The sequence below is a fragment of the Pseudoduganella sp. GW821-FHT12E03 genome, assembly GCF_058807115.1.
This window is the reverse complement of sequence record NZ_JBXAQJ010000018.1, coordinates 55,181-81,445: the sequence shown is the minus strand read 5'-3', so window position 1 is coordinate 81,445 and position 26,265 is coordinate 55,181. Positions and strand designations below refer to the sequence as shown.

Below are 26,265 nucleotides of genomic sequence, written 5' to 3'. Positions count from 1 at the left end.
ACTGCTTACTGCTTACTGCTTACTGCTTACTGCTTACTGCTTACTGCTTACTGCTTACTGCTTACTGCTTACTGCTTATCATACACTGTACATTGTTTACTATGATCAGCTTGCTGTTACCTAACGTCTTCAGTTGCTCCCACTGCCATGATTCCCAGATATCTCGATTGGTAGATCAATTTTTCGGATTACTTCCAAACATATTCAACTCTTGCTGCTCCCAACGTCGGATATCCTTGTTACTTTCGAAATAAAGATCATCATTGAGAGAATCCCACCAGATCTCGCCCTTGCACCATGGACAGGAAAGCGTCACTTGAATCTCACCGTCACCGAAGAACGTGTCGACTAGGGTGATGCCAGGCCATCTTTGCGTCAGAAAGATTGCTATTTGCACATGCTGTTGCGCAACATCATCGAGTGACAGAATCGTTTCGACTGAAAGAATTGTTGTCATATTGAGGCGTAGAAAATAGGGAAAGTATTTCAATGCCTTGATATCCTCACACGGATATCAGCGTCGGAAAAACAGTATCTCGTTGCATACGGCAAAATAGCCGGATCGACGCTTCCCGACGAAGGAGGGAAGCGCCTGATCTCGCCATAGGCGAGATTCGACCGGAGGCAAGCGCCCATGGGCGCGCGCCAGTGCAATCTCAAGCTGACTCGATAAAGCCGCTGGCCACCGATCAGCCCCGCCTAGCAGACTCCAGCACTTGGAGGACATCTGCTGGCAATTCAACATTGCACGCTACATCCACAGCTTGGAAAAGACGGATCAGACGCGAGGCTCCAGAGCCTGGAGATCTAACAGCATCCGCCAACAACGCGACGCCCTCGTCTGGCTCATCAAGGAGAGAAAGCTCTGCAATGTGGTGGCGCCACAATGCAAGAAAACGATCAGCGATCAGATCCAAGGCGGCCACCAAGAAACCCTTGGCGGACGTGTCTGATTTAATGACCCAATATAGAGCTCCAACTTGGCACCATGCGGTGTCAGTTGGCGAACTGCGAGGGTCCGACAAGATCACGGCACAAGCGCCAATCTTAGCGAGCAATGTCGAGTCCTCAGCATAAGCGATAGACTTAGCCGAGGCGTAATCAACTTCGATCGCCTGCCTCACAGCCAATATCTGGGATCCCAGCCATGCTGCGTGCTCGGAATTGTCCAAAGCCAACAGCCAAGAGTCGATCAGTGTTGTGGCTGTCTTTCCTTCTATCTTGCGAAGCAGACAGGCGATGGCCATTGACAGCCTAAAGTCGAATAAATTCGCTCGGTCCTCCACTGATAAAGACATAGTCCCGGGTGCGAACACCTCCTCTCCATGTCCACGACGCAGCAGGCATTGCATGCGCCAGTGCCCATCGACAATTTTCGTCAGCGATGTTGCGATGGATTCGAACTGGCCTGTCGCGAATTGGTCATGAGCGCGATAAATCCACATGGCTGAGCTCATCAACGGCACCGTTGACTTCTCGACGGCCAAGCGTATTTCCTCCACCGCAGGAGAGGTGATGCTCTTCGCGCGGGCAATAAAGACGATCCCGGCGGACGATGAGTCGAATGGTTTGTCGGAATCAGGTAAGCGGTCCCAAGGAATGTTCGGATTGCTGCACAAACCCACTGAAAGCTCTTCCCCTGGGGCGTCTATTGGCTCAGCCCGATTCTTCGCCCAAGAAATGACGCGGCGCGCCATCTCACGCATAGCGAAGAGTGTCGAATTTTCGGCGCGCTCTACTCGCGAAGCCACCGCACCGTGGACGCGCACCAACGTGCTAAGGGCGGGGATCCAGCGCTCACACAAAATCCAGCAGTGGGCAGCATCGAGGTCCAAACCTATCGCCAGTTCATCCATCCCGATCCGCCTGGCCGAGCGTGCACCCGCCTCAAACCAACTCGCAGCGTTGGCGGTGTCGCCAAGCTCGTGGCTTGCCAGCGCCGCGAGCCGCATCGAATACGGATATGGATTCGCTTGTGGTCGGTCCTGCGCCTTGTCCAAGGATAGCTCAAAGGCGGCGAGGGCCTCCTTGTGCCTACGGGCGTTGAAATGGGCTTTGCCTATCTCTGATAGGAGTTCATTCGAGCCGGAATGCCGAGACATGCCTAACTCAAGGAGAGCGATGGCGGCATCGTGATTCGACATCTTGTCCGACAACACGTTTGCCCGCATCCTAAGGGACGCAACAGCCATTGGCGCGCATCCCCACTCATCGGCAAGGCGTTCTGCCCGAGCGCACTCGTCCAAGAATTCTGGCCAGTCTGGAGTCTCCTCTTTGCACAGCCCCAAGAACGCGCTGGTGAAAAACTGTAGGTTATCGCGCATGTCGCCGACTTCAAATGCTTCTAGCATCACAGTTCGGATTTCTGGTTCAATCTTCGACAAGCAGTCAAGCATTCGACCCAAGGCTGCGGATGAACGCACTTTAGTGCATGCCATGCTCAGCAGCGCCGCTGGAACGTTTTCGGTTTCGGCGCCGAAGGGTAATTTCTTTCTCGTCGCCGCTTCATGCTTTTGAACGATGGCGGCCAACCGCTCCGTTCCGCGAACGACCTCAGCGATAGCTTGGACTGCTGTTTCAATGGGAAAATTGGCGTCAGATCCGATGCCTGCTACAGATAGACCCCACATCGCCGCGCTGGCGGCGCCCAGGTTACATTTATCAAAACTATCAATTTCGCAACGCCATGCATCCGCCACAACTACGATATTCGGATCGTCATTGGCCACCGCAACTCGGAATTGCATCATCCGCAGCTTGAGCGACGTCTCTGGACAACTCGGGAAAATGACTTGCCCGGGTCGAATCGCCATCAATGCCAGAGGCGCTAGATATTGAGCTAGGCCTGGAACGCGCATGGCATCGCCGCGAACAACGCCCGCGATCATACTGGACACTAAATCCTTGTCCTTGCTCGCCAAGGAGTGGAGCAGCATCGGCATGGCTTGATCGACTCGTAACGATTTGCGTCTCATAAATGCTTTGCAAATCGCTCCGTGTGCAAACTCTACTTTGCTCGTCGGCCATATCTGTTGGGCTTGGCCAGTCAACAGGGCCGTGGCTCGATAGTCGCCATCCCCGCGCTCCTCTATCCAACTGCCCACAAGCCGATCGAACGAATCGCCTGGAGAACCTACGTTACCAAGAGCAACTGCCACCGACAAGGCAATGCCCCGATCAAAGTCAAGCAAAGACACCGAGAGGCCATAAAGCAAATCCCGGTCGATCTCCGCGACGGTCCTGGCCACCACAGCCCTCGCGCTGGCTCTCGCGCCATCAACACTCTTGCCCGGCTGCTCCACGGCGTCGGAGGATGGAGCCGGCCAGCCGAGGCTTTTGAGCTCACGTCCCCGCAAATGGATCAGCTTTGGGTGGCCTTCAGATTGCTCTTCGCAAATTAGGGCCCACTCCTTTGCGAGCACAAGCGGACAATCCAACCGAAGGAAATACGCCTCAATCTCGTCGTGTTCAATGTCAGGAATGCTAAGAAGAGCTACGCCCGCCTCCGCAAAGCGCGTATCTATCTGCGCGGAGTTAACTCCTTGCGCACTAGCCAGAAGCGGGCGGCCTTGCCGGCGGCACTCGTCCAGCAGGTCACGGAAGCGCAACCAGACAGCTCTGGGGAGCGAGGCCACGTCTGGAAGGCCGTCGATCGCCACGATTCCCTCGGCGCGATCCATGCGCAACTCGATAAGAGCCCGCTCCAGCGTCGCAGCGACACTTGACACATCCAAGTCTTCAAGCTCAATCCAGATGGGTCGGCCGCCTCCAGCGCTGGCAGCCTGCGCCGCCGAGGTACTTTTGCCGCGCCCCACAGATCCATAGATCAAAGCCGCTCCCTGTTCCGCCAAGGCGGCTGAGATCGCGTAGGAGAGCGCATTGCGAACGATAGGGTCGGCCGGAATAGGGGGAGGACGATCAAATTCCGACGACGCACGAAACCGCAACTCCGCCCCCATGGGGCTAGAACTGGCCAACAGGACTTGCGCGAGAATACGTTCGGTCGACTTCGTTACTGGCACGCTGACCGATATCGCCGAGGTGAATCGATCATGGAAATCTGATTGGGTCAATCTGCGCAAGTCAGGCCGAGGCAAGATTGCGACCTCACGGCAGTGCGCGAGCAGCACATGGATGGCCGCTTCGGAGCGGTCAGCTGAGACATCACAGGTCTGGCCGTGCCGCAGTATCAAGTGCTTGACAACTAACCGGCTCATCTCCAAGTCCGGCTGCTCGACCACCCATTCAATACGGGAGAGAAGATCGCCACGCAGTTCCTGTGCTTGGGCCCGTGCCAGAAAAGCGAGGAGGCTCTCATCTTCAACTCGATTTTGCAAATCGCGGGCTAGAAGAATGGCATCGTCATCGTTACCTGCAGCACCCGATCGCCATACGTCAATGCCCTTGCGGGAAGCAAACAGCGAAGTCTGTTCGAATCGAATTCCACCGCGCGTCAGGAAACGCAGCTTCGGCCTGAGAATACCTGGATTATCTAGCCGCATGCGCCAATAATTGCAAATAGCCTTGCGGACATCGAGCGAGCCTAGGGAAATGTCCTCTGCCGAGATCTTGACTTGATTGGCAGTAGAGCCTTCTGGGCCACGGACATCATAGTCCTCAGCACACTCGATGAAAAGCGCCTCATCAGGTCCCAATCCCAACCAAGCTTCGACCGTGCGCCAAATCTGATAATCGTAGCCTTCGATCGAATAGACGGCCTGACGCTTTGGGACCCCGACAAGGGGTTGGTCCGGCGGCAAGGCCTTTTCACTCAAGCCTCCGCTCCCACCCTGGCCTCTTCGGTCACTGGTTCGGCCGCCTTTTCGCGCAGGTCAAAACCAGCTTGCGATGGAGTCTGCATAACCCGTGCCATCAGGTCCGCGCCCGATATCTGCTCATACCGAGCGGGAATCTTCTCCCGCAGCTTAAAGAGGCGCTGGCTCGCGCTCCTGGTCAGTTGGCCATACGTCGTAGCCATGACTTTGCCGCGAGTCGCGCCCTCTTCCAGGATGAGCTTTTCCTTGGTGGTCTTCGGAGAAATCTGATGGCCGACCACGAACGCGCGGATCAGCGGAGTTCCATCCATGGCGCCGCTCTGCAGGAAGTCTTGCACATACCCATCTGCTTGGGTCATTTCGGGGCGACCGATGGATGACTGCCCCTTTTTTAGCTCGATAATCAGGACATTTTGGATGCGAGTCAGCATGGTGTCAAAGCTGTCGAAGCCCTCGGTACCGACAATCGAATACGTAGCGTCTGCGAGGACGACGATGTCTGGACGCTGCGTCGGATTCAGGAACGCGCCGGGTTCAACGCTTTGGCCGAAGATCTTGGACGCCACAGTCCGAAGGGTCACGTTCGAGGTATATTCATGGCTGTCGAACTCTGGGCCGAAAAGCCAACGCGCCTGCGTCACCAACGGGTGCAGCGTGTGAAGCTCGTCGGTGCCTGGGTCGCCTGCCAGCTTTTCGATCGCCTCGATGACGCTGAGCCTCATGTCTATCTCATCGAGCACCGATAGGGCGTCGCGCACCGTCCATTGGCCGAGCAGACGGTCGAGGCCGTCCACGTCTGCCTCGCCCAGCTTGGTGAGCTTCTCCAGCAGCGCCACCCCGCTACGTGACTTCTCCAAGTTGATGACCGCTTCGACCGCGATCGCGAGCGTCTCCATATTGATGCCGGGATTCCGTTTGACTAGCTCCTGGGTGAAGCTCGCCACCTCGATGCGGGCCAAGGTCGATAGGTCCTTGAACGATTCACGATGACGAACAAGGGCATCCTGCGAACTGTCGTCGACAAACTCCTCCGACAACTTCGCGAAGACTTTCGCCGCATACGCCGCGACCGCCACATTCATCGAACGAACGGCATCGGTAGCCTTGAACCGAGTCCAATCCGGCTCAATGTCTCCAATCCATTCGGGGCCGCATCGCACCACAATCGTATAGCGTTTCGCGAAGCGGCTGCGCCCATCCAATATTACCGAATTGCCGACAACCCAGCTTGGCGTTCCCACGAGACGCCCGTTGACCCAGAAGGCCACGCCTTGATACAGGGTAGACTTCGCGCCCCGGGTCGTATCCACCACGAAGGCCTCGATCGATTTCCCTACAGTCGGCTCCAAAGTCGTCTTCTCGACCAACCCGGTGTGCTCCGGCAGCTCAATCGATGCTCCGTTCACTCTGACGACGAATTGCGGATCATGCAGAAAGCGCGCAGAGAGGATGTCGCGAATACGATCATGGTCTGGCAGATGACGCTCAACTTTCACAATGAGTTTCGTGCCATGGCCCGCGCGCTCAAGCGGCTCCTCGCTGTCCATCTTGAAGGGCGTCGCCTGGCTGTGGGTGCTCACCACAAAGGAGGCACCTTTACCGTCACGCCAAGTTTGCACCTCGTAGACGTCGGCGAAGCACAGCATGCCGTGGCGCCCTACGCCATTGTGGCCGTAGGATCGGCGAATCCATCCGGCGCGCTCGGGCGGGAATTCTACGTTTTGCCCCTGGTGCTTGATTCGGTCATAAGACAGCTTCATCCAACGGCCTTTGAACTGATCTGAGCTCATGCCATGACCATCGTCCTCCACGACCAAGTTGCCGTGGAGTGTCTTGGGGATCGTGATGTCGACCAGCGAGGCTCCGGCGTCCCAAGCATTGGCGACAAGCTCCGTGAGCGCGACCTCGGGATCGTGCGCGATCTGGCCCAAATTCCGAATCAGGTAATCTTCTTCAAAAAGGGAGCCAAAGCTCTGATCAGTTTTTTTCTCGCTAGCCACCATGGACTTCCTCAATTCAAGATCAATTCAACGCCCAGCGCCTCGAGCACAGTGAAGACCATTTCAGATCGCAAGCCATATCGAACGCGACGTGCGCGGCATATAGATGCGTCCTCCAAATTCTACCGTCTGCGGTCCAACAGGGTCGATCATTTTCGACCATACGAGAATTTACTGCCTAATCGCATGGCAAAACCCTTTCCAAAGAGAGTCTATCTGCCAGAGAAATTAATAAGCCTTCATTGTGGAATATTTGCCGTTGGCCGATATACAAGCCAACGAATTGCACTAGGCGCGCGCCCGCCGGCGCTTGCCTCCGGTCGAATCTCGCTGCGCGAGATCAAGCCCCGCTCGCCTTCGTCGACCGGGATCGATCCGGCTGCGTAAGGCAAAGCCAATTAGTAGAAGCTTCATGAGCCCCTTCATGCCATCGCCCAGAACCTCGAGCCGCTACGCGACCATATCCAGTACACCTAGGAGGGAGGCCAGCCTTCGGCCGGCAATCAACCGCGAACACCCATCAACAGCCTATAGGGTCCCCCACTCACATATATACGGACGGACCTGAACGCTTTTCTCCTGCGCGGCATGCCAAGATCCGGGCAGCATTCGCGGTGATCCCCAGAATTCCGCCAACTTCGGCCCAACTCTTTCCTTGCTCTCGTAAGTCTTTTGCGCGACTCCTGCGCAGGTCTACCGCCGCTAGATACTCGTCTCGATCCACGGCGCCAGCCTGCTGTCGAGCGGCCTTCGCTCGTTCAGCATCACGCCGGCGAACTTCCTCTGTGCTGAGAATCGTGCTGAGTTGGCGCTCTTCCGCAGCACTGACATCCAGTAGTGCCAACAGTGTTTGGTTCTTGAATCTGTACCGTGGGTCCACCTTTTGGCCCTTGTATTCAACCGTCTCGCCGCGCGCGGCCGCATGTGTCCTTGATATGACAGTGGTCACGCAGCTATGGACTTCCGCCGGTGACCAGGTCGGCGCAAAACGCTTCGCGATCGCCGCCACCTCAAGATGAAACTGGGGAACGACAACCGCCTGTGCCATGAACGCAGCGGCAAGAAAAACAGGAATGTCGCGCTGCCCTTCTGGTGCTCCTGAACCCCATCCACGCAGTTGAGCAAGCTTTACGATGTCGAGGTAGCGATCCCAGGCCAATTGGCTGGGAATGAAGGGACGCAAGCCCTTTGTATTTTTTGGATTGCCTATAAGGGTCAGCTCTTGACCCGTCGCTGTGCGACGCTTCGCCCGATCCAGGTTGACCAAATCTCTCTCGGCTCGAAGCTCTGTCAGCTGCTCTCGTGTCAGCGGCAGCACCGTATCCGCAAGCTCATCGAAGGGATACGCCGTCACGCTGTCTACGATGGTCGCGCCGGTGGTGGCCAAGCTGTTTTGCCATAGGACGGAAACGGGCTTCCCTGAAGCACCATGCACCGTATCCACGATACGTAATACTCGCGCGGCATCACGAGCATTTTTGTCCGCGCCAAAATCCGAGAGCCGATCACAAAACGTGTTCTGCACCAGCTGCCAACGCGAAAGCGCTCTGGCCGGGATTGGCTTTTCGAGATACCACTTTACGTACATCCCTCGCCCGCTGTGAATAATCACGCTTGGAGGTGGTATGCCTCGATCACTGCAGGCCTCAAGGATTTGCCAAACAATGCTTTCTGGCGACTTGCCTGCTAAAGCTGGGACGTTATAGATATCAAGATCTACCCAGAGAAGACGTATGCGCGCGATGTTTGCGATGCGCCGGCTCGGCCTCGCAAGATCAGCTTGAGAAATATATAAATCGGCGCCATTGCCTACGGAGCGCAGTACCTCTGAAAGGTGATCAAGGCGGTAGCTGCGCTCCTGCCAGGGACGACTTCCATTCGTCTTTTGAGCGATCGTAAAGAAGCCAAAATTGCCGATGTCATGACAAGCGGCTGATTCAGCGAACTCTGTTGACAGGCTTAGCTGTCCCGGTCTTATAATGTGCATCGTGATGCGATTCATAGGCGCGTTACTGTTCCCGCAGCGTCAACTGCGTGAATTTGATTCAGATGAAAATGCTTACGCGCAGCTAGTCACTGCGCGAGCGCTCAAGCGCACGTAGCCCGCGAAAACGCCAATTTTCGTGGGCTATTTTTTTGTTCATGGATGAACAGCATGGTCTGCTTCGTGTTCGTGCGCCCAACATCAGGCCCGAATCAAAGTAGACGACTTTTTAGGACGGCCACGTCCTCTGGAGGGCGGTGGATTTAAGGAAGGCGGCGCAGATCCGTCGATCAAAGATGCGATCTCGCTCGCACGGAAGAAGCTTAGGCGGCCGATCTTTACTGGATCTAATGCAAACTTTTTTTCGCTCAAGCGGTTGCGAAGTGTTTGCGTCTCCAGGCCAAGAATTGCGGCCGTTTTTTTGAGCGGCACCAGTAAAGCGCCATGGGAAATTTGCAGTACAAGGTCAAGTGTCGTGGGCTGTTGCATGTGTGTCCCCGATGCCGGCATACGAAAATGCGATGGCGTCAAACAAATCAATGCACCTGGCGGTGCGCTTGGCTAGTTTTGGGGGAGCGGACGAGGCGGACGCTCGTCGAGTGGGATATGTGCGCTTACAACCAGGTCTACTGACCTGACAAAGCGTGTGTACAGATGTGCGGGGGGAAGGATATAACCCGTTTTCCTGACTTCGAGTTCTTTTGCACGGAAGGGCTTCCAAACAAAGAAGGCCGCGCCAAAGGATAGGCAGGCTACCAAAACGGTCCAGTCACTGGCATCGTGATGCGTGCCGGGTGTGTGCGTCAGCACAGCCCAGCAGCATACGAAGAAGGCGAAAACGAACGCGACACGCAGAACCGTGCTTTGAAAGATTGCGTCGTCGTATTCCCTCTTGGTAACCATGACCGCCAATGTAGCAAGGGCGAATGAGAGAAGCAAGTACCGGACAATACCGCGATATACCAAAAATAGGTAAGCGGGAAAACAGCCCCAGTTTCGCGAGGTCAAGCTGGTCAAATCTGGTCAAATTATTCCGACTTGACCGGTATAATCAGGTATCCCCATCTATACCGAAATACTGCAATCTACTGGGTGCAGCGAGCCGGAACCAAGCCAGCGCACGCTGTGGCCCGGGACTTCCGGTCCCGGGTCCTCATTCCCAAAGCCGGGGTTCGTTGAATCCCGGCTTTTTCTTTGTCAGATGCCCAGTCAGATGCCCATATTGGCCAGGATCGACCCCAGTTCGCGCAGCGCCGGCTCCAGGGTCGGGTGTTTGACTGCAAAGCGGGCCGAGATTTCCTGCGTGCGTTCCGCCAGCCCGTAAGGCGACATTTCTTCCTCGCCGTCGGCGGCGCGCTGTTCCAGCAACTGGCGGATATCGCCATCCAGCTGGCGCAGCAAATCCTGCAACTCCTCATCGACCGGACCGGCGTGGTTCAGCCGGGCGTGCAAGGCTTTCAACGAGGTTTTCAAGTCATTATCCATCGCGGTCCCCTGTAGTCATTTTAAGCAATTTATACACCGATTTGCCGCGCCCAGCTACGGATGTGTTTTATTTACCGGAGCGAACGAGCGGCTGGCCATAGCATAGACCAGCCGCTTTCTTAGCATTTATACTGGCCGCCATTTCGCGCAAGAAATTTCATATGGCCAATATCAACGACGACTACTCCGACAATACCAACACAACGGGCGTAATGGCCATTGGCGCCACGGTAAGGGGAACATTCCAGGGCGATGGCATCGTCAGAGACGAAGACTGGTTCAAGGCCCATCTCGATGGCGGTGTGACGTATGTCTTTACCATGCTGGGGGCGGCCAGCGGCCTGGGAACTCTGCAGAGTTCCGCCTCCGGCGAGCGTATCGCGGCGATCTCGATCATGGATGCCAACGGGAATTACGCAAACGGCGGGATCGGCTGGAGCGGCGGCGCGGCCGATCACTTGCCCTTGATGCAATTCACCCCGCCGGTCAGTGGCGATTACTTCGTCAATGCACGCGGCTATGTCACAGGTACCTATGCGATCAGCGCAGAAATCGGGCCCAGGGACGATTATGGCGATTACCCCGCCGTTGCGCATCCGCTCACGGTGACATCGGTCAATGGCGCGATCGGCACGGCGACGGACCGCGACTGGTTCAAATTCACAGCGCAGGCGGGGGTGACTTACCGCGCCACGATTTCCAGTGGCGAGCGCGCCATCGCCGATACCTTATACCTTACCCTGCTACAGGACGTGGCGGGTGATCCGGCCGGCCGGTACATCGATATCGAACCGGAGATTGGCGCTGCCGACGGCAGCTACAGTCTAAGCTGGACGCCGGCACGCGACGAAACGTATTTCATCCGCGCCGGCGCCAATCAAAGCCCCGCGTCCTACACGCTGGCACTGGCCGTGCCTAGCGACGATTACAGCGCCAGCGCAAACACCACCGGCCACGTGGCCGTGGGTGGCAGTGCGGCCGGCATGATCGACAGCAGTGGCGACCGCGACTGGCTGCGGGTCGAACTGCAAGCCAACGTGAAATACAAGTTTTCCGCAGAGGCCACCGGCGAAGGCGCCGCCGGGCGCGTGATATCGCTGCGGCTGGTCGGCGCGGACCTGGGCAGCGACGGCACCTATGTATCGCTGACCAATACCAGCGTGTACGTGGAAGTCAGCGGCAACCAGGCCGGGCAATACCGGCTTAGCGTCGACAAACAAGGCGTGGTGGTGGACGATTATGGCGACACGCCGGCCAGCGCCGGGCAACTGGCCTCCGGCACGACCTTGCAGGCCCGCTTCGACTATCCGGGCGACACCGACAGTTTCCGGGTACCGGTGGAAGCGGGCCATCGCTACAAAGTGACGTTTTCGATGGCGCCCGGCGATGTCGCGCCCGGCTATTGGATCAACAGTGCACTGGCTTCCTATGCCGATGGCGGCAATGTCACCATCAAGCTTGAACCCAACAGCGGCGGCATCACCAACCCGGTCAGCTATACCTTCAAGGCGCAGGAAAGCGGTACGATACTTGCCAGCGCCGCGTATTGGAGTGGAACCCCCAATTACCAGGTGAGCGTGGCCGACCTGGGCGGCGACGACTATGGCGCCGACCGCGACCACGCCGGGCTGCTGACACCGGGCTCGACGCTGCACGGCGTCATCGATTCGAACGGCGACCTGGACATGTTCAAAATGCCGCTGCAGGCGGGCGTCACGTATACGATCCAGGGCGACGGCAACCTGGGCGTCGCTAACCAGCTGCACCTGAGCACCACGGCCGACAGTTTTTACCTCGATGAACGGAATGCGCTGAGCGTTACGCCTTCGCAATCGGGTGACTATTATTTTTATGTGCGCGGCGCGGGTAGCCATACCGGCAACTACACGGTGCAGGCCGCATACGGCCAGGACGATTTCACGGCCAATGCTAGCACTGCCGGCGCCTTGGCCATCGGCAGCACGGTCGCCGGCGTACTGGAAACCGCGGACGATCGCGACTGGCTGGCCGTGACGCTGGAAGCGGGCAAGTCGTATTGGTTCGACCTAAACCGTGAAAGCGGCAACCAGCACACGGCCACGCTCAGCTTGATGGATGCCGCCGGCAACAGGCTGGCGTCGGTCGAGCAGGATGGACTGGCTTCCGTGCCAACATTGCCTTTCACCGCCACCGCCAGCGGGACGTATTATGTGCAGATCGACACCGACATTCCCGGTGTCAGCGCCGACTGGACTGAAAACGCGTATTGGCGCGGCGGCGGCAAATATACCGTGAAAATGCGGACTGGTACCGGTGATGACAATATCGCGCCCGTCCAGCTTGCGCTGGGACAGCAGGTCACCGGCCGCTACGAACTGGACACGGATACCGACAGTTTCCTGCTCAACTTGCGCAGCGATCACCATTACCGGCTGACCATGGAATGGCAGACCAGCGATGGCACCTATGTTCCGTCCAGCCAGGCCTTTGGGTTGAGCCCAGAGACACCTTCGTCGCAGACTTACAGCTTGATGCCGAAGTCATTCGATTTTGGCACCCAACTCTTCCAGCCGGCATCGTCCGGCATGCACGTGCTGACGATGAAAGGCGGCGCCACCGGCGCTTACCGTATCCGCGTCACGGACGATGGCGGCGACGATTATTCCGGCTACCTGAACGGCGCCAGCCTACCTCTCGGCATGCAATTGTCCGGCAAGGCGGAAACGCGTGACGACCAGGACCTGTTTGCGATCCGTGTCGCACAGGGCCAGCGTGTTGCCGTCACCATGACTCCCAGCGGCCACGGCGCATCCTATCCCTCGTTGATGGCGCTGTTTGCCGACGGCTACCTGTCGCACAACGTGGATTTCGCCAGCGTGCCGGGTGTGACCCAGCAAATCATCCTGCATCCCACCGTCGATGGCACCTATCTCGTGTTCGTCGACGCGAACCAATCACCCGGCAGCTATGTCATCAGCGCCACCGACATCAGCAACGATAGAAGCTCCCCCCAGTCCGCCGCCGCACCGCAGGCCGGATTGGATGGCATCGCGATGCGCTTCAGCGAAAGCATCCTCAACGGCGAAGGCAACGCAACGCTGCTGGACCCGTCGGGCAGGGAAGTCGCTCGCTTTAACGCCACCGATGGTGGGAGCGTATCGGTTTCAGGTGCCGTGCTGGATTTTAAATTGTCCTATGCGCTGCTGCCGGGTCAGGTATATACACTGAAGCTGCCCAAGGGGTTCGTCCGCGATATCGCGGGCAATGCGACGGCATCGGACATCGAGCAGAGCGTCACCCTTGCTGCCGCGACGGCACCTGGCAATGGCGACGGCATGTATGCGGGCCATGGCAACGGCAGCCTGCTCGATGGCGGCGCCGGCCTCGATACAGTGGTTTACCAAGGCAACGCCGGAGATTACCAGGTCAGCAAAGCCGGCGGCAAATTCACCGTCGCGCCGGCGCAGGCAGGACACCAGGCCGACACCCTGACGGGCATGGAACGCATCCTGTTTACGTCCAGCGCCGATGCGCTGGCGCTCGACGTCGCCGGCGTCGCCGGCAGCACTTATCGTCTCTACCAGGCAGCATTCGACCGCACACCGGATAAAGCCGGCGTCGGCTACTGGATCGCTGCCATGGATCATGGCACCAGCCTGCACGATGTCGCGCGAAGCTTTATTGACAGCGCAGAGTTCAAGACACTATTTGGCGCATCGCCAACGGACATGCAATTCGTCAACAGCCTGTATCAAAACGTACTGCACCGCACAGGTGAATCGGCGGGTGTGGATTACTGGCTGGGCGTTTTGAAACAGGGCATACAGCGGGCCGATGTATTGGTGTCCTTTAGCGAAAGCAAGGAAAACATCGACGCCGTTGCCAAGATCATCGGCAACGGCTTTGAATACACACCATACGGTTGATGAGGCCTGCTGGCCTCGCAGGCATTACTTCTCGGTCAAACCGCGGCGCTCCAGCAGCGGTTCGATCTGCGCATCGCGGCCACGGAAGTTGCGGTACATTTGCATCGCATCCATCGTGCCGCCGCGCGACAGCAGCATCTTGCGGAAGCGGTCGCCGTTCTTGCGCAGCATGCCGCCGTTTTCCTTGAACCAGTTCACGGTATCGGCATCGAGCTTTTCACTCCACAGGTAACCGTAGTAACCAGCCGAGTAGCCGCCCGCGAAGATGTGCGAGAAGTACGTGGTACGGTAGCGCGGCGGCACCGGTGCGAAATCGACACCGGCGTCCTTCAGCGCGGCCGCTTCAAATCCCACCACGTCGGCCGGGATTTGCGCGGCGCCCAGCTGGTGCCAGCGCTGGTCGACAATCGAGGCGGCCAGGTATTCGGTGGTGCGGAAGCCTTCGTTGAATTTCTGCGAGGCGATCACCTTGTCCAGCAACTCTTGCGGCATGGCTTCGCCGGTCTTGTAATGCTTCGCATAGTTCGACAGCACGGCCGGATACACCGCCCACATTTCATTGACTTGCGACGGGAATTCCACGAAGTCGCGCGGCACGCGGGTGCCGGAGAAGCGCGGATACGTCACGTCCGAGAACATGCCGTGCAACGCATGGCCGAACTCATGGAACAAGGTGCGCAATTCATCGTAGGTCAGCAGGGTCGCTTCGCCATCGGCCGGTTTCGGGATGTTCAGGTGGTTCGCGATCACCGGCTGCGTGCCCATCAGCTTGGACTGGCTGACATAGGCATTCATCCAGGCGCCGCCGCGCTTGTTCGAGCGCGCATAAAAGTCGGCCAGGAAGATCGCCAACTGCTTGCCGTTTTCGTCATACACATCAAACACGCGCACGTCCGGGTGATACACCGGCAAATCCTTGCGCTCCTTGAACGACAGGCCGTACACCTTGCCGGCCGCGAAGAACAAGCCATTGGTCAGCACATTGTCGAGTTCAAAGTAAGGCTTGAGCTGGCTCTGGTCGAAGGCGTAGCGCTGCGCGCGCACCTTGTCCGAGTAGAACGACCAGTCGGCCGCGCCGATCTGGAAGCCGCCGTTTTCCGCATCGATGACTTTCTGGATTTCCGCCGCTTCCTTTTTCGCATTGGCCACGGCGGGACGGGCGAATTCCGACAGCAGTTTGTTGACGGCTTCGGCGTTTTGCGCGGTCTGGTCTTCCAGGTTATAGGCGGCGTGGCTGGCGTAACCGAGCAGCGCGGCTTTTTCCGCGCGCAGCTTGGCGGTCTTCAGCACCACCTCGCGGTTATCGAATTCGCCGCCATGGCTGCCGCGCGCCATCGAGGCGTCCAACAGGCGCTGGCGCACGGCGCGGTTGGTCAGCACCGACAAATTCGCCTGGCCGGTGGTGTTGGTGACCGGAATCGCGAACTTGCCTTCCAGGCCGCGCGCCTTGGCGGCGGCGGCCGCCGCATCGATCGCCTTGTCGCTCATGCCGGCCAGTTCTTCGCGGGTGTCCACCACCAGCGCGGACGCGTTGGCTTCCTTCAGCACGTTGGCGCTGAAGGTGGTTTGCAGTGCAGCCAGTTGCGCGTTGTACGCCTTGAGTTTTTCCTTGTCGGCGGCCGACAGCTTGGCGCCGGCGCGCACGAAGTCGGTGTGGTAGCGCTGTAGCAGGAATTGGGCTTCCTCGTTCAGGCCCAGCTTGCCGCGCTTGTCGTACAGCGCTTTCACGCGCGCATACAGCTTGCCGTTCAAGCGGATCGCATCGTTGTGGGCGGCCAGTTTCGGCGCCATGTCCTTGTCCAGCTTCTGGATCGTTTCATTGGTGTTGGCGCCGTTCAGGCTATAGAACACGGTCGACACGCGGTTCAGCAACTGGCCGGAACGCTCCATCGCCACGATGGTGTTTTCAAACGTGGCGGGCTTTTTGTTGTTGGCGATCGCGTCGATTTCCGCCAGGTGCTGGCGCATGCCTTCGGCAAACGCTGGGGCGTAGGCATCGTTGCCGATCTTGTCGAAGGCCGGGTATTGGAATGGCAGTGTGCTGGGTTGTGCGAACGGGTTCGCGGCGTCGAATGGTACGTCGGCGTGGGCGAAGCTGGCAAAGGCCAGGGCCACGGCGGCGGCGGCGGCGGCAAGTTTCATTGGTTTCATGTTGGGTCCTTGGTACAGGTGGGCTCACCGTAGGGCGGTTTGTCGGGGGGCGCCGAGCCCGACGCGAAAGCCGCCATGCGTGCGCAGTGGCGAGGTCATACGCCGCCGCGCCGCATGCATGGCGGCAAGCCTTGCGGCTTACCGCCCTACGGGTTTGACGATAGTGAGGTGGCGGATTATTTGGCCAGCAAGCCGCGGCGTTCCAGCAGCGGTTCGATTTTCGCGTCGCGGCCGCGGAAGTTGCGGAACAGTTGCAGCGCATCGTCGGTGCCGCCGCGCGACAGCAGTTTTTCGCGGAACCAGTCGCCGTTCTTGCGCTGCAGGCCGCCGTTTTCCTTGAACCATTCCACCGTGTCGGCGTCCAGCTTTTCACTCCACAGGTACGAGTAGTAACCGGCCGCATAACCACCCGAGAAGGTGTGCGAGAAGTACGTGGTGCGGTAGCGTGGCGGCACCGGCGCGTAATCCACGCCCACGTCTTTCAAGGCTGCCGCTTCGAACGCCAGCACGTCGGTCGGGATTTGCGCGGCCGGCAACTGGTGCCAGCGCTGGTCCAGCAACGACGACGCCACGTTTTCCGTGGTGGCGAAGCCCTGGTTGAATTTCTTCGCGGCGGCGACTTTTTCCAGCAATTCTTTCGGCATCGCTTCACCGGTCTTGTAGTGGCGCGCATAGTTGGCCAGCACTTCCGGATTGGTCATCCACAGTTCATTGACTTGCGATGGATACTCGACGAAGTCGCGCGGCACGCTGGTGCCGGAGAAGCGCGGGTACTTCACGTTGGAGAACATGCCGTGCAGCGCGTGGCCGAATTCGTGGAACGTGGTCTTGACTTCATCCACGGTCAGCAGGGTCGGTTCGCCTGCCGGTGGTTTCGGGATATTCAAGTGGTTGGCCACCACCGACTGCGTGCCCATCAGCTTCGATTGCGACACATACTCATTCATCCACGCGCCGCCCTGCTTGGTCGGGCGCGCATACATGTCGGCCAGGAAGATCGCCAGCTGTTTGCCATTGGCGTCGAACACGTCGTAGACCTTGACGTCCGGGTGGTACACCGGCAAGTCCTTGCGCTCTTTAAAGCTCAGGCCATACAGCTTGTTGGCGGCAAAGAACACGCCTTTTTCCAGCACATTGTTCAATTCAAAGTACGGCTTCAATTGGGCGCCGTCGAAGCTGTAGCGCTGCGCGCGCACTTTATCGGTGTAAAACGCCCAGTCCGGCGCGCCCACCTGGATCCCGGCTTTTTCCGCATCGGCCACGGCTTGCAAGTCCGCCTGCTCCTTGCGGGCATTGGCCACCGCCGGTTTCGCCAGTTCGGCCAGCAGGGTATTGACGGCGTCGGTGGATTTCGCGGTCTGGTCCGCCAGCGAATACGCGGCATAGTTCGGATAGCCCAGCAGCGCGGCTTTTTCCGCGCGCAGCTTGGCGATCTTCAGCACGATCGCGCGGGAATCGAATTCTCCGCCACGGCCGCCACGGGCCATCGACAGGTCCATCAAGCGCTTGCGGGTGGCCGGGTTGGTCAGCACGGACAGCGGCGGCTGGCCGGTGGTGTTGATCAGCGCCACGGCAAACTTGCCGTCCTGGCCACGCGCTTTCGCCGCGGCGGCGGCCGCGTCGATGGCGGCGTCGGACATGCCGGCCAGCTCGGCGCGGGTCTCGACGATCATGGCCGAGGCATTGATTTCCTTCAGCACGTTTTGCGAGAACGACGTTTGCAAGGTGGCCAGCTCGCTGTTGTACGCTTTCAGTTTTTCCTTGTCCTTGGCGGCCAGTTGCGCACCGGCGCGCACGAAGTCCATGTGGTAGCGTTCCAGCAAGCGCTTCGATTCCGCATCCAGGCCCAGCTTGTCACGCTTGTCGTACAGTGCTTTTACACGCGCATACAGCTTGGCGTTCAGGTAAATCGCGTCATTATGGGCCGCCAGTTTCGGCGACATGTCGCGGTCGATCTCGTCCAGCTTGTCGTTGGTGTTCGCCCCCTGCAAATTGCTGAAGAATGTCGCCACGCGGGTCAGCAACTGGCCGGAACGCTCCATCGCGACAATGGTGTTGTCGAACGTGGCGGGTTTCTTGTTGTTGGCGATCGCGTCGATTTCCTTCAGGTTTTGCGCCATGCCTTCGGCGTAGGCCGGGGCGAAGTGCTCATCCTTGATCAGGTCGAACTGCGGATAGTGGAACGGCAGCGGGCTGGGCTGCGCCATCGGGTTGCCGGCCAGCGTGGCCACGCTGTGCACGGCGGCGGCGGTGGTTTGAGCGGTGGCTTGCGCGGCAAACGCAACGGGAGTCAGGGCAAAGCCGGCGGCAGCGGCCAGGATGAGCAGGTTTGGACGGGACATTTTATCTTTCGGTAAAAGACAAGGGCACACGGCTTTTTTGAGCGATGTGAAGAGCCGCCGATGATATCAGGACACTTTTCCATCGTCACTGGCAATCCATGCTGCGGCGCAGCTTGATACTTAACGTTACACAGCATTGCCCCTTGGAATAATCTTTCATTCACTAGCACATTAAAAGGCATAAATTATTGATTTGACACAGGAAAATGCAATTTCTATGCTGTAAACTGGATTTTTTGATAACCAGGAGACACGCATGGAATGGACCCTCGGTAGCATCCTGCCAGCCGCAGCGAAACGTTTTGGTACAAAGACGGCGCTGATCTTCAAGGACCGCTCGCTGTCCTTTGCGGAACTCGACAAACTGGCCAACCGGCTCGCGGCCGGCCTGCAGGCGCTGGGCGTCGGGCCTGGCGACAAAGTCACGCTGTATTCCGTCAACCGCTGGGAATGGGTGGTGTCGTATTACGCGATCCACCAGGTGGGCGCGGTGGCGATCCCGATCAATGTGATGCTGACAGCCGAGGAAGTCGCGTATGTCGCCAACGATTCCGGTTCGCGCATCGTGCTGGCGTCGTCCGACAAAGGCGAAGCGTTGCTGTCGGTGCGCGAGCGCTGCCCGATTGAACACATCGTGCTGTTTGGCGGCGACGACTTGCCCGGCACGCAGCGTTTTGAAGCCCTGCTCGATAACAAGTCGCCGTTCACCCCTGTCGCGGCCGACCCGGATGCGCTGTCCACCATAGCCTACACGTCCGGCACCACCGGCCACCCGAAAGGCGCGATGCTGAGCCACCGCGCGATCCTGGCCTCGTCGGCCGGCATGGCGTTGATGCACGTGCGGACCGAACACGACACCGGCGTCACCGCCCTGCCCTGCTCGCACGTGTATGGCAACGTGACCCTGAACAGCGCCATCATGTACGGCATGACCCTGGCGATCATCCAGAAGTTCAACGAAGAAGAAGTGCTGAAAGCGGTGCAAACCTATCAAGCCACCATTCTCGATGGCGTGCCCACCATGTATATGTACTTGCTGGCCTATCCCGACCTGCATAAATACAACGTGTCGTCGCTGAAGCGTTGCGCGGTGGGCGGCCAGACCATGCCGGTGGCCAAGGCGCGCGCCGTGGAAGAAGCGTTTGGCTGCCCGATGCTGGAAGTGTGGGGCATGACGGAACTGGGCGGCGTGGCCACCACCAATCCGTTCTATGGCGAAAACCGCCATGGTTCGATCGGCCTGGGCGAACCGGGCATGACGTTCCGCATTGCCGACCCGGAAGATGCCTCGAAAACCCTGCCGCCCGGTGAAGTGGGCGAACTGATGGCGCGGGGGAATATGGTGATGCAAGGTTATTACAACAATGAAAAAGCCACCCGCGACACCATCGAACCGGACGGCTGGCTGCATACGGGCGACCTCGGCAAGATGGATGACGCCGGCTACATTTATATCGTCGACCGCAAGAAGGATTTGATTATCACGGGCGGCTTTAACGTGTATCCGGCGGAGCTGGAGCGCGTCGTATCCGGGCACCCGGCTGTCGCCATGGTGGGCGTGGGGCCAAAGCAGGATGATCTGAAGGGAGAAGTGGCGAAAGCATATGTGGTGCTGAAGCCTGGCGCCAGCGCCACGGCGGAAGACATCCTGGGCTATTGCCGCGAACACCTGGCGGCGTACAAGGTGCCCCGCAGCGTGCAATTCGTCGCGGACTTGCCGAAGACCAGCAGCGGCAAGATCATGCGGCGGGAATTGAAGACGCTGGATAACTGAGCGCTCAGCCCAGTTATCCGCGCAGGTGGCGCGCTCCGGCGCGCCGCCTTAGTGATTCACATGGGATTCGATGCGGCGGTCCGGGATGAACCACATCAGCGCCACCAGCACATACAGCGCCGCGCCTAGCCATGGATGCAACAAGGCCAATCCCACCCCGCCCAGGTACAGCACCATCGACAGCCACGCTTTCTTGTCGTTCCCCACCGCCTGTCCCAGCGCCGACTGCTTGCCGTGCAAACGGATCAATATGTGTTCCAGCAACAGGTAAGCGAGCGCGCACATCATCAACACCACGCCATAAATCGCCACCGGCACCTTGCCGAAATGGTTTTCCCCCATCCAGCCCGTCACGAACGGTATCAGCGACAGCCAGAACAGCAAATGCAGGTTGGCCCACAGGACGCTGCCACTGACTTTGGTGATCGAATGCAAAAGGTGGTGGTGGTTGTTCCAGTAAATCCCCACGTAAATAAAACTCAGCACATAGCTGAGGAACACGGGGCCCAGCGGCGCCAAGGTGTCCCAGTCGGCGCCATGCGGCACTTTGAGTTCCAGCACCATGATGGTGATGATGATGGCGATGACGCCATCGCTGAAGGCTTCGAGTCGACCTTTCCCCATCTTTCCTATTCTCCTAGTAAGTCATTCAACGAGCATGCTTCTACCTGTTCGGCGGCCGTCACTCTGTAGAGCTTCCGCGCCGCCCCTGTGCTGTGGTGCACTGCCTTTGTCAGTATGCCGGTTCGTGTAAAATTCCCCAACCACCCCAAGGAAGCGTTGCACAATGAGTTTTCAGGCATTACACGGTATTACTTTAGAATCGGTACTGACCCGGCTGGTTTCACATTACGGCTGGGGCGGGCTTGCCCGCCGAATTGACATCAACTGTTTCATTAAAGAACCGAGCATCAAGTCAAGCCTGAAATTCCTGCGCCGGACCCCATGGGCGCGGGACCAGGTCGAACGGCTATACCTCGAGACCAAGTTCACCGATTAGAGAGAACGCCTTCCTATACCCGCAGTGCCAGCAAAGTTCTTGCGGTTCGCCTGCGGTTTCAGGCAGCACTACTGCCCACTCTGTTCCATGTTGTGAACAGGATGGCGATGACGCCGTCGCTGAAGGCTCCAAGCCTGTTTTTACCCATACATATCCCCTGGCGTTGCAATTCGATCCGACATCGTAAAGCCAAACTAGTTGATTTTCCATAAGGTTGCCAAGAAAGAATATCGCTATGATTTCCTGGCAGAAATACATCGCTCCCCGCCACTTCTTGAGGAGCCTCCTTATGGAACCGAAGCGTTCGTCCTTACCCGAATTGCCCATCCGAACTTTGCCTGCCCTGCTCGCTGGTGGCGTGCTGGCGCTCTCGGCGCTGGCCAGCCCCATGGCGTGCGCCGTCGACCTCGGGGGACTTGCCAATGCGGCGGGGATGACGATCAAATCCGCCACCCTGAGCGACGCGGAAGTCAGTGACTTGGCGGACAAGTCCTGCGCCGCGCTCGACCGCAGCAACAAGATCGCGGCGCCCGGCAGCAAATATGCAAAACGCCTGGCGGCCGCCTTGAAACCGCTGAAAATGAACAAATTCAATGGAAAACGACTCGATGCCAAGGTGTACCTGGTCACCAATGTCAACGCGTTCGCGATGGACAATGGCTGCATCCGCGTATACGCCGGGCTGATGGACATGATGAGCGACGAGGAAATCCGCGCCGTGGTCGGGCATGAGATCGGGCACGTGTTACTGGGCCATTCGAAGAAATCCATGCAAACGGCTTATAACTTGCAAGCGGCACGCGGCGCTGCCGTCGCTGTCAGCGGCACCGCGGCAACGTTGAGCCAGTCGGAACTCGGCGATCTGGGCCAAAAATTCATCGCGGCGCAGTTTTCCCAGGCACAGGAAAGCGACGCCGACGACCAGTCGTACAACTTGCTGCAGAAGGAAAAATTGTCGCGGAAAGGGTTGGTGACGGTGTTCCAGAAACTGGGCAAACTGGAAGGTTCCGACCACAGCATGTTCAGCTCGCATCCCTCGTCGCCGGACCGCGCGCAGCACATGCAGGCGCGGATTGATAAGGACGGCTGACGTACAACGGGATTTAGGCCCCGGCTCCCGTGCAAAAGCTATTTCTTGAGCTTTTCCAGCGGGAGCATCCGTTCAAGGCGGTCAATCACGGCATCAGCAAGAACGTATTCGCCAGTCGCGCGTGCCTTGTCGCGCGAAGCAAAACCGCGAGCAACAAATTCTTGCTGATGGCGACGGCGCTCGATGCTGTCGCGTATCGATTGTTCGACGAAACCTGAAATCGTTTCACCGTCCTGCAGGCATTGTTCAGCAGCTTCAAGCAATGCCGATTCAACCCGCAAAGATGGAAAGGTAGCGGTTTTCATTGATATCCCCTTGCGTTGCAGTTAAACGCATTGTGGACCAGTTTTACGCCCCAGAGCAAATCCATCCCTTATCCAAACGGCCGCACCCCAATCAACACCCCATGCAGCCAAAACGCAAACACCGCCCACACCACCACGCCCCCGCCAACGGCCATCGCCGTGCCCTTGCCGGTCCCGGCCGGGTACACGGTGCCGTTCACCCGGTCGCGTTGCTTGGCGGATTTGAAATCGATGATGGCCCACACCAGGAATGCGCCGAACAGCACCACACCGGCTAGGTTGCCATTGGCCAACAAGTGCGCCAATGCCCAGATTTTTACGCCGATCAGCATCGGATGGTGCACCTTGGCCTTGATGCCATTGTTCGGCACGTTGGCGGCGGCCAGGAACACGAAGGCCACCAGCGTCAGCAGCGCGGCCAGGTGACGGGTGCCGACCGGCGGCACCCACAGCACCACCGGCGCTTGGCGCGCCAGGCCGTAGCCCCAGATCAATAGCGCGAAGCCGGCCAGGGAAATCAGCGAATACACGCCCTTCCATTTCTGTTCGCCCATGCGCGCCCGCATTTGCGTGCGCCACGGTTCGGCCACGATGCGCACCGAGTGCACGCCCAGGAAGATCAGCAAGCCAAGTATCAGGATCGCCATCGCAATGTCTCCACAAAGAAAGGATCTGACAGTAGCTCAATGTGAATTAACAGGCAATCTTAATCTTCCGCCATACCTGCTCTCGCAGGGGTCCGGTGCTACCATCGTCCCATGCACACGCCTTTCCGTACATCGTATGACGCCATCGTCGTCGGCAGCGGCCCCGGCGGTGCGTCGGTCGCCCGCGAACTGGCGCGCCGCGGGCTGGCCGTGGCCATCCTGGAACAGGGCAGCGCCGCGCCGGTGGCGGGCACATTAACGCAAATGGCGGCCATGGCGGCAATTCCCGGACGGGGCGCTTATATACACCGCGACGCGTCCCTGCTGGTCCAGGGTATTACCAAAGGCGGCAGTTCCACATTCAATTTCGCCACGGCGGCGCCGCCGCCGGCCGCATTATTTTCCCGTCACGGCATCGACCTGTCCGCCGAATTACAATTATTACGTGAAGAATTGCCGATGGCGCCATTGCCGGATGCATTGATCGGGCCGATGGCATCCCGGTTAATGCAGGCGGGCCAGACTGCCGGATTAGCCTGGCGCAAGCTTGATAAAATGATCCGGCCACAAATTTGCCGCACCGGTTGCTGGCGTTGTGTTTATGGTTGTCCATTTAGCGCAAAATGGACCGCACGCGATTTGATTGATGAAGCAATACGCCATGGCGCCCATTTACTGGATCAGACCAAAGTGATTCGCGTATTGCAAGAGCATGGCAAGGCAATTGGCGTTGAATGCCTGCGTGAGGGAAAACCACTGATCATTCACGCCGCTGACATTATTCTTTGCGGCGGCGGAATCGGTACGCCACGCTTATTGCACGCCTCCGGTTTAGCACCGCGCACGTCGCCTTTCTTCAGCGACCCGGTGATTGCGGTAATGGGGACGGTGGACGATATACGCGGTGGCGCGGAAGTCCCGATGGCAGCCGGCATTTATTTTCAGGAGCAAGGCATTTCACTGGCAGATTTAACCCTTCCCGAACCGATGTACCAGGCCTTTGCATTACAGGTGGGCCGGATTGACCGTCTATTGTCGCACGCAAAAACTTTATCCATTATGGTCAAGATACGCGACGAAATTGGCGGCCAGATCGGTCCGCGCTGGGCCAATAAATCGCTTCAGCCAAGCGATAAAGCCAAATTCCGCGAAGGCATTGCATTAGCCCGCAAGGTATTAACAGCAGCGGGCGCCCGTCATGTCTTTAAAAGCTGGCATTTCGCCGCCCATCCCGGCGGCAGCGTGCGCATCGGCCACGGTGTCGACCATCATTTAAGGACGGCATTACCCGGCCTGTATGCCTGTGATGCATCCGTTATTCCCGAACCCTGGGGATTACCGCCCACCCTCACCTTATTATGTTTAGGTCAGCGGCTGGGCACAGCCATCGCCTCCCGGCAATTTGACTGAAACTTTCACGCAATGGGCAATATCGGCCGTTTTATGCCAATAATTAGCGCGATTGCGCCAACTTAAGGCATAAAACCCCCGAAAAAAAGCGGCTGGGAAGCCGCTTGGGGAAAATCAGTAGTGTGGCGGCCGTTCATTCAACGGTGTTTGCTGGCCTTGCGCATTATCGCGAATATGCTGCGCCAATGCGGAAAGCATGGCTTCCAGTTTATCGATTTGCTTTTGCTGCTCGTAAATCCGTTGATTCAGCGAATCCACCATGTCTTCCGCATGGGCCAGCTTGATTTCAATATCAACGAAGCGTTCTTCTGTACTCATTTAAAACTCCCGGCAGTGAAGCCGCCATTATACTCCGCCGCCGGGTTTAGCACTTATTTCTTGCTCAGATCACGATACGCGGCTGGCACATTCAAGCCCGGATGCACCCAGCCGAATAATGCATAGCCGCCAAATTCCGGCATCGCGGCGCGCTGCACGGTTTGCTCCAGGGTCAGGCCTTCATTCACGGCAGCTTGCACTTTATTGCGGATGGTTTCCAGGTATTGGATATGCCATTGCAAATCTTCACGCTGCATGGCCACGCCATGGCCGGGTATGATTTTCGCGTCCGCCGGCAGGAAAGCATAAACCTTTTTCAGGGTTTCCAGTGTCTCCACCAAACGGCCATCCAATAGCCACGGCAAAGCTGGTTTCGATGCAATCACGGGATTACCGGTCCACAATACTTTGGATTGCGGTTCCCATACCCATAAATCGCCGCCGGTTTGCGCAAAACCAAAATCAATAATATCGACTTTTTTATCGCCAAGGTCCAGCGACACCGTGCTGCCCGCCGTGACGACAATATCCGGCGCGCGGGCTTGAATGGTTTCAATGCCCCGGCCGCTGCCAAAGTTTTTCACCATGAAGGCTTTATCGTCTTCCAGGTGGCCGGCAATATACTGGCGCGTCACCGCATGCTGGACGACTTTCGTATTGGCGGGCAAATACATATTGCCAAAAGAATGGTCGCCGTGCGAGCTGGTATTGACGGCATACAGGACAGGTTTGCCGCCCAATTGACGGCTCAACGTCTGAACCTGCTTATTCAAACGCTGGTTCAGCATGGTGTCGATCAGCAGTGCACCTTTACTGCCAACAATTAACCCACCACTGGTGGCCGCCGCCCCGCCTTTCGCATTTAATTCCCGCGCGTCGGCCGCGTAATACGCGTAGACGCCCTGGTCCAGTTTTTCACTGACCATTTGCACTTTATTGCCATCCCAAATCGGTTCGCCGGCATACGCGGCAGTGGTGGCCAGCAAGGCGGCGGTCATGGCAATGACTTTGGATTTCATGATGAAGCTCCTGTTGATTGGTTGATGTGCACAGCTTATGCTGTGCAATCCCGCAAGAAA

At 58.1% G+C, this 26,265-nt stretch carries 18 protein-coding genes; 5 read left to right on the top strand and 13 right to left on the bottom strand.

Translation table 11 applies throughout. The features are described from left to right. Positions 1 to 175: 175 nt before the first annotated feature. From AC1RRC_RS31405 to AC1RRC_RS31380, 6 genes are all read right to left on the bottom strand, one after another. Positions 176 to 490: a hypothetical protein gene (locus AC1RRC_RS31405; RefSeq protein ID WP_493059731.1), complete on the bottom strand. Its 315-nt coding sequence runs from the start codon at positions 488 to 490 to the stop codon at positions 176 to 178. A gap of 199 nt (positions 491 to 689) precedes the next feature. Then, positions 690 to 4,775, bottom strand: a complete 4,086-nt coding sequence (locus tag AC1RRC_RS31400; protein ID WP_493059730.1) for a tetratricopeptide repeat protein — start codon at positions 4,773 to 4,775, stop codon at positions 690 to 692. Continuing rightward, positions 4,772 to 6,778, bottom strand: coding sequence for an ATP-binding protein (locus tag AC1RRC_RS31395; protein WP_493059729.1), 2,007 nt, complete (start codon positions 6,776 to 6,778; stop codon positions 4,772 to 4,774). The genes AC1RRC_RS31400 and AC1RRC_RS31395 overlap by 4 nt, the downstream gene beginning before the upstream one ends. Before the next feature lie 541 nt (positions 6,779 to 7,319). Next, complete coding sequence (locus tag AC1RRC_RS31390) at positions 7,320 to 8,777, bottom strand: hypothetical protein (protein ID WP_493059728.1); 1,458 nt, start codon at positions 8,775 to 8,777, stop codon at positions 7,320 to 7,322. 183 nt (positions 8,778 to 8,960) lie between these two features. Then, on the bottom strand, positions 8,961 to 9,248 hold the full coding sequence (locus AC1RRC_RS31385; protein WP_493059726.1) for a hypothetical protein: 288 nt from the start codon (positions 9,246 to 9,248) through the stop codon (positions 8,961 to 8,963). 720 nt (positions 9,249 to 9,968) lie between these two features. Then, a complete protein-coding gene (locus tag AC1RRC_RS31380) occupies positions 9,969 to 10,244 on the bottom strand; it encodes a DUF4404 family protein (protein WP_493059725.1) in 276 nt (91 codons plus the stop codon). A gap of 161 nt (positions 10,245 to 10,405) precedes the next feature. On the opposite strand from AC1RRC_RS31380, the gene AC1RRC_RS31375 reads away from it, so the two are divergent. Continuing rightward, positions 10,406 to 14,149: a DUF4214 domain-containing protein gene (locus AC1RRC_RS31375; RefSeq protein ID WP_493059724.1), complete on the top strand. Its 3,744-nt coding sequence runs from the start codon at positions 10,406 to 10,408 to the stop codon at positions 14,147 to 14,149. A 24-nt stretch (positions 14,150 to 14,173) separates the two neighbouring features. Here AC1RRC_RS31375 and AC1RRC_RS31370 read toward each other — a convergent pair whose 3' ends face one another. Next, the gene (locus AC1RRC_RS31370; protein WP_493059723.1) at positions 14,174 to 16,300 is read right to left on the bottom strand and encodes a M3 family metallopeptidase; all 2,127 of its coding nucleotides are present in this window, start codon (positions 16,298 to 16,300) and stop codon (positions 14,174 to 14,176) included. A 176-nt stretch (positions 16,301 to 16,476) separates the two neighbouring features. Further along, positions 16,477 to 18,642 carry a M3 family metallopeptidase gene (locus tag AC1RRC_RS31365; RefSeq protein WP_493059722.1) on the bottom strand — a complete coding sequence of 722 codons (2,166 nt, stop codon included), beginning with the start codon at positions 18,640 to 18,642 and terminating at the stop codon, positions 16,477 to 16,479. 256 nt (positions 18,643 to 18,898) lie between these two features. Here AC1RRC_RS31365 and AC1RRC_RS31360 point away from each other — a divergent pair, with 256 nt between their 5' ends. Further along, positions 18,899 to 20,416 (top strand): class I adenylate-forming enzyme family protein, encoded by a 1,518-nt coding sequence (locus tag AC1RRC_RS31360; protein ID WP_493059721.1) that lies wholly within the window; start codon positions 18,899 to 18,901, stop codon positions 20,414 to 20,416. Between the two features lie 48 nt (positions 20,417 to 20,464). On the opposite strand, the gene AC1RRC_RS31355 is transcribed toward AC1RRC_RS31360, so the two are convergent. Then, positions 20,465 to 21,040 carry a TMEM175 family protein gene (locus tag AC1RRC_RS31355; protein WP_493059720.1) on the bottom strand — a complete coding sequence of 192 codons (576 nt, stop codon included), beginning with the start codon at positions 21,038 to 21,040 and terminating at the stop codon, positions 20,465 to 20,467. A gap of 163 nt (positions 21,041 to 21,203) precedes the next feature. Between AC1RRC_RS31355 and AC1RRC_RS31350 the strand changes: the two genes are divergently transcribed. After that, the gene (locus AC1RRC_RS31350) at positions 21,204 to 21,416 is read left to right on the top strand and encodes a VF530 family protein (RefSeq protein WP_493059719.1); all 213 of its coding nucleotides are present in this window, start codon (positions 21,204 to 21,206) and stop codon (positions 21,414 to 21,416) included. 289 nt (positions 21,417 to 21,705) lie between these two features. Next, positions 21,706 to 22,506 (top strand): M48 family metalloprotease, encoded by an 801-nt coding sequence (locus AC1RRC_RS31345; protein ID WP_493059717.1) that lies wholly within the window; start codon positions 21,706 to 21,708, stop codon positions 22,504 to 22,506. Between the two features lie 38 nt (positions 22,507 to 22,544). Here the strand turns inward: AC1RRC_RS31345 and AC1RRC_RS31340 are convergent, their stop codons facing one another. Together AC1RRC_RS31340 and AC1RRC_RS31335 are read right to left on the bottom strand one after the other, a co-directional pair. Then, complete coding sequence (locus tag AC1RRC_RS31340) at positions 22,545 to 22,811, bottom strand: YlcI/YnfO family protein (protein ID WP_493059715.1); 267 nt, start codon at positions 22,809 to 22,811, stop codon at positions 22,545 to 22,547. Between the two features lie 68 nt (positions 22,812 to 22,879). Beyond that, on the bottom strand, positions 22,880 to 23,458 hold the full coding sequence (locus AC1RRC_RS31335) for an NnrU family protein (protein ID WP_493059713.1): 579 nt from the start codon (positions 23,456 to 23,458) through the stop codon (positions 22,880 to 22,882). A gap of 111 nt (positions 23,459 to 23,569) precedes the next feature. Between AC1RRC_RS31335 and AC1RRC_RS31330 the strand changes: the two genes are divergently transcribed. Beyond that, positions 23,570 to 24,868, top strand: coding sequence for an FAD-dependent oxidoreductase (locus tag AC1RRC_RS31330; protein WP_493059711.1), 1,299 nt, complete (start codon positions 23,570 to 23,572; stop codon positions 24,866 to 24,868). Between the two features lie 114 nt (positions 24,869 to 24,982). Here the strand turns inward: AC1RRC_RS31330 and AC1RRC_RS31325 are convergent, their stop codons facing one another. Together AC1RRC_RS31325 and AC1RRC_RS31320 are read right to left on the bottom strand one after the other, a co-directional pair. Continuing rightward, positions 24,983 to 25,186 carry a SlyX family protein gene (locus tag AC1RRC_RS31325; protein WP_493059710.1) on the bottom strand — a complete coding sequence of 68 codons (204 nt, stop codon included), beginning with the start codon at positions 25,184 to 25,186 and terminating at the stop codon, positions 24,983 to 24,985. Positions 25,187 to 25,239: 53 nt separating this feature from the next. Continuing rightward, the gene (locus AC1RRC_RS31320; RefSeq protein WP_493059709.1) at positions 25,240 to 26,205 is read right to left on the bottom strand and encodes an MBL fold metallo-hydrolase; all 966 of its coding nucleotides are present in this window, start codon (positions 26,203 to 26,205) and stop codon (positions 25,240 to 25,242) included. Positions 26,206 to 26,265 lie beyond the last annotated feature (60 nt).